The sequence below is a fragment of the Acinetobacter sp. TY1 genome, assembly GCF_048551395.1.
Classification (GTDB): domain Bacteria; phylum Pseudomonadota; class Gammaproteobacteria; order Pseudomonadales; family Moraxellaceae; genus Acinetobacter.
In genome coordinates, this window is sequence record NZ_JBLYZK010000055.1 from 1 (window position 1) to 5,411 (window position 5,411).

Genomic DNA, 5,411 nt, shown 5'->3' on the forward strand with positions numbered 1-5,411 from the left:
ACTATGATAAGATTAACCCGTTAGGTCAGGTGGCCTAACTTAAATAAAAAAGTCTCCGACAAACCCGGTACGGTTCAATATGAGCTCTAAAATCTTGAACTAACTTAGATACTTTCAACTGAGCATCATGATAAAAGATAAGTGAAGATTCAGATAACGTATCTGATTCGATTTGATCTATATGCATTTCAACAGTCATCGCAAACTTTATCAGCACATCTAAGTCACTTCCTATATAAATTTTATTGTTGAGTTGTTGCTTGAGTGATTCTATGCATCGCTCAAGATGAAACTCATAACCATCAAGGTACAAATCATGCTGCTCATTCTTGGTAGTACCAGATGAATTGAAATCTTGTAAAAAGACTTCTGCACAACCAGCCAGACGCTTAGCTTCACTTAAATCGAGCTTGGGAAATGATTTCTCCATCTGGACTAGAGCATCAGTGATTGTATGTTGTATCCTATTTTTAGATGACTGCTGTCTTATTAACTCTACTTCTTGTTTAAATCGTTTAGCGTTTTCAATACGTTGTTTACGCTCAGTTCGCTGTCTTGCAATGTTGACCAGTCGACCGACTCCAATTGCTTCAGCCCCTTCAGATATGGTCTTAAAACGCCATCTATTTCCTGCTGGATCAGGGGCCTCAGATATGAGACTTTTAATAACATCTTGAAATGTGTTTCTAATTCTGGAAAGACCGAAGCATTTATTGAACTTGTTGCTGATGCTGTACTAGATGGATTTAAACCATATCAGGTTGTTTTAGGAATTTAAGTAGCTTGTACGGTAGCTTGTACGGTAGCTTGTACGGTAGCTTGTACAAAATATCTAAAACCTTAGGTTTGAACAAATATTTATATCCAATAAAAAAGGGACTAGAATTTTTACAGCTATTTAATGTTTGGATTGTTCATTCACGATAGAATAAAATCCTTAAAACTTAAACTTTATTAGATGAAATCATGTCATTCCGATTTAAAAAAAGTATCAAAATTATTCCAGGTATTAAGCTAAATATTTCTAAAAATGGGCTTAACAGTGTAACCATTGGAAAACCAGGAGCATCTGTCAATATTTCAAAAAAAGGGAAACAGGCTACTGTTGGTATTCCTGGTACAGGTCTGTCATATTCACAGAAATTGCCTTCTCGCATAGATACACATTCAAAATCTCCTTCCATTCCCTCGTCAGCCGAACCGAACACTAAACAGACAATTAACCCAACAAAAATAATTATGATTAGCCTTCTTGTAATATTTGCTTTCTTAATAGGTGCTGTTTTTTTCTAATAATGAGTTAATGACTAGTCAAAATATACCGTTAACCATAAACTAATTCGAAACTTCATTTTCAAAATTAAGAATATGCATATTCAAAATCAGATAAGAGATTTTTTGACATCAACTACTTCAAAAGTATTGATTATTACTGGCAGTGCAGGAACTGGAAAAACTTCTCTAATTAAAGAAATTGTAACGTATTTAAATAGCCACCAATTAGACTATTACTTACTAGCGCCAACGGGTAGAGCAGCACACAATTTACAAAATCATGTTTTTGAAGAGACTGAAATAGCTCCGACCACTATTCATTCTTTTTTGTATAAAAAAGATGATGAGTCACCTCAAGACATTCCTGAAATTTTAAAATTTTCAGTAGTAGAAGAAAAAGTAGAAGACAAGGCTGTAGTCATTATTGATGAGGCTTCCATGCTTTCACATGAAGCAACGAGTGAAAAAGACTTTCTCCAATTTGGTTCTGGAAATCTATTTAAGGATTTAACTGATCACTTAGATTTACTAAATTCAAATCGTAAACTAATCCTTGTCGGTGATCCATCCCAACTTCCACCTATTAATGTATCGAAAGCTGAAGTACTCAATATAGAGTATTTACAACAGTATTTTGAGACAAACAATATAGAGCATATACACTTAAACGAAGTGCATCGCCAACTTCAAGACAGTGCTATTTTAAAATCATCAACGGCATTAAGGGATAAATTAGAAAAAAAGGATTTTTTACAACTTCCTATTGATATAGATTATGATGAAATTCAGCATTTAAATATGGATGATGCTTTAGAGAAATATCTATGGGATTATGGCAATAACTCAATATTTTTATCTTATACCAATAAAGATGTTCATAACATTAATCTTAAATTTAGAGAACTTCTAAACTTAAACCCTAGAAAATTAGAAAAGAAAGAACGTCTTATTTTGATGAAAAACTCTTGGATCAATTCTCAATATTTTTATAATGGTGATTTTTTTATCATTGAAAATTTGGGAGTTATAGAAAGTTCTACAATCAATATTCCTCAAAAACAAGAAAGTCCTATTCCTATCACTTTAGAATTTCAGGATATTGAATTAAGAAAAGAAGATTCATTTGCTAGTATCAAATGTAAAGTTTTACATCACAAAATTTGGAATGAAGAAAACGAAACTTCTACTAAAGAGCTTCAAGCTTTAGTTATTCATTTCAAACAACGCCACCCTCATTTAAAACGTGGTACTCCTGAATATAAACAAGCGATTCAAAATGATCCTTATATAAATGCCTTATATCTACGTTTTGGCTATGCTATGACTTGTCATAAAGCTCAAGGAGGTGAATGGGAAAATGTATATATTAATTTAGCTCGCCCTCAAAATGACTTAAAAACGTTAAATGGATTTAAATGGACCTATACAGCTTTAACACGGTCAAAAAAGTATGCTTATTTAATTAATTGCCCTGTTAATAATAAGGCCTTTGATCCTCAAAAACCTTTCGACACATTAATAGTTAAAATCCAAAGTCAATTAAATCAGAATGGCTTTCAATTGTTATCAACTAAACCTCTTGAATATGAACTTCAGCTCTTTATCCATAAAGATAATATCAATACTAGTTTTAAAATCTATCGAAATGGCAAAATGAAAATTACTCGCCTCATGGCTATGCAACAGTCCATTCATTCCAAAGAATTAGAAGTTTTATTGAATACTTTTGTTGATACGTCTTTGGTGGAGAATTAAAAATGAACACTAGCTTTTTAGATGAACTTAATGAATCACAGCGCAAAGCCGTTGAAACCACTGAAGGGTATATTCGCTTAACTGCAGGAGCTGGTTCAGGTAAGACTCGCGCATTGGTTAGTCGCTATCTTTATCTAACTGACATTGATGGTATAAGCCCTGATAATATTTTATGTATTACTTTTACTCGTAAAGCTGCTGATGAGATGAAAAAACGCATTAGAGATATCAGTAATACCAATCTAGAAGGTGCTTTAATTAGTACATATCACGGTTTTTGCTATAAAGTTATTCGTGAAGATGCTCATCGCCTACACTTAAAAAAAGAATTTGAGATTATCGATGATAATAAATTAGAAAAAACCTTCAGAGATATTTACAAAGATTTAAATCTCACCATAAAAGATGGCGAACTAAAATCTTTACAAATGGCTCTTTTTCAATATAAATCAAATTTTCCTTATGTCACTAAAATGACAGGATTAAGTAATTATACTTATGCAGAAAACGTCTTAAACTTTAATCACCAATTAAGCAATTTATTATCCCAACCAAATTATCGATACCTAGCAGATGAAATCTCACGTTATTCTGATGTTTTAGGTCATTATTTAGCTAGACAAGTAGAATATGCAAACTATGACTTCTTTGATTTACTAGAGTTTACTTTATATTTGTTTGAAACTGATCCCTATGTATTAGATAAATGGCAAACTCGCCTTGAATACATTATGGTGGATGAATTTCAAGATAGTAGCCTTCGTGAAAAGACTTTAATTTCTTATTTGGCAGGTAAACATCATAATCTTTTTGTCGTAGGTGATCCTGATCAGTCTATTTACTCGTTCAAGGGTGGAGACATTTCTGTTTTTTTAGATTTTAATAAAAACTTTCCTGATGTTATAGATTTGCAGCTCTATGAGAATTATCGATCAACTCAGCAAATTGTTGAAGTTTCAAATCAACTCATTTCAAAAAATGAGATACGTATAGATAAATCGAGCATTCCTAAACGTGGTAAAGGTGAAGATGTCACACATTTTCATTGCAAAAAAGATAAACAAGAAATGCAATTTATTGTTGATGAAATTAATAAAATCATTCAGGAAAAAACATATCAAGCAAAAGGTAAAAATACTCCATATTCATGGAAGAATATTGCTGTTATCGTCCGTTCACATCGTTCAAAAAAACCAATTGAAAGTGCTTTTGTTAAAGCTGGATTTCCCTATACTATTGCTGATGGTATAAAGTTCTATGCGAAAAAAGAAATTCAAACCGCTATTGCTTATATCAAAATGATAGAAAATGATTGCAATGAATCATTTTTAAAAAGTATTAAAGAACCCAAAAGATGTGTAGGAGAAATCTTATTAAAAAAAATTGAGCAGACTTCAGATCTAAAACTTTGTAGTTATTACGAAGCTCTTAAATACTTACAACAATCTAATGATCCTGATTTCAATAAAACTTCGGCCAGAGAATATATTGAAGTCATAGAACTCATGCGAAGTAAAAAAACATCAACAAAACTTTCGACCCTAATTCATAATGTATTAAGAGCATCAGGATATCTCAACTATTTGAGAGAAGGTACTAACGAGCAACGCATTATTAATGTAGAAGATTTAATTGATTCAGTTTTACAACTCGAAATTCGCAGGCAGCAAGATGTACCATTATCAGAATACATCGATATTCTTAATGAACATACTCGTGAAGCTGATGAAGATGAAGAAAAAGATGAAATCCAAATTATGACCATCCACTCTTCTAAAGGCCTAGAGTTTAAAGCTGTTTTTTTACCTCATTTTAATGATGGATCTTTACCAAACGCAAAATCTCTTTCAGATAGAGTCAAACTAGAGGAAGATCGTAGATTAGCTTATGTTGCTTTCACACGTGCTGAAGACTTATTGTACATCACTGAATCTGAAGGCCTTACTGAAAGAGGATCGAATAAAATCCCTTCACGTTTCTTGTTTGACTTTGATCGAAGTTTATTGAATGAGCCCTCTCCTTTAACTCAAAAATTTATCGAATCTCTACTTAAAGATTTTGCACATTCATCAGGAGATACAACAGCTCAACATGAATTAAATATTGGGGATCAAGTCAAACATCATAAATTTGGTCTAGTAACAATTAAGGCAGTGACTGATGCAAATTATATTATCCAATTTGGTGATCCTCCTATTAAAGAAAGAACTATCAGTAAAAGCTATCAATTTTCTGCAGCTGACGTAACAGCAGTCAATTTCAGCTCAGAGAAAATCTCAACTAATAATCAGTTACATGTATCAGATGTATCAGATGTATCAGATGTATCAGATGTATCAGATGTATCAGATGTATCAGATGTATCAGATGTATCAGATGTA

The 5,411-nt window shown here is 32.2% G+C and carries 4 protein-coding genes and 1 pseudogene; 4 read left to right on the top strand and 1 reads right to left on the bottom strand.

Annotation, left to right across the window (positions count from 1 at the left end; genetic code table 11):
* Positions 1-34 precede the first annotated feature (34 nt).
* On the bottom strand, positions 35-430 hold the full coding sequence (locus ACK2M2_RS16075; protein WP_419349870.1) for a hypothetical protein: 396 nt from the start codon (positions 428-430) through the stop codon (positions 35-37).
* 264 nt (positions 431-694) lie between these two features.
* Between ACK2M2_RS16075 and ACK2M2_RS16080 the strand changes: the two are divergent.
* From ACK2M2_RS16080 to ACK2M2_RS16095, 4 genes and pseudogenes are all read left to right on the top strand, one after another.
* Positions 695-778 (top strand): annotated as a pseudogene (locus tag ACK2M2_RS16080) (Fic family protein); the annotation flags it as partial.
* 188 nt (positions 779-966) lie between these two features.
* The gene (locus tag ACK2M2_RS16085) at positions 967-1,293 is read left to right on the top strand and encodes a DUF4236 domain-containing protein (protein WP_004730431.1); all 327 of its coding nucleotides are present in this window, start codon (positions 967-969) and stop codon (positions 1,291-1,293) included.
* Positions 1,294-1,368: 75 nt separating this feature from the next.
* Positions 1,369-3,030, top strand: coding sequence for an ATP-dependent DNA helicase (locus ACK2M2_RS16090; RefSeq protein WP_296283352.1), 1,662 nt, complete (start codon positions 1,369-1,371; stop codon positions 3,028-3,030).
* A 2-nt stretch (positions 3,031-3,032) separates the two neighbouring features.
* The coding region (locus ACK2M2_RS16095) for an ATP-dependent helicase (RefSeq protein ID WP_419349872.1) at positions 3,033-5,411 on the top strand (2,379 nt) is incomplete at its 3' end.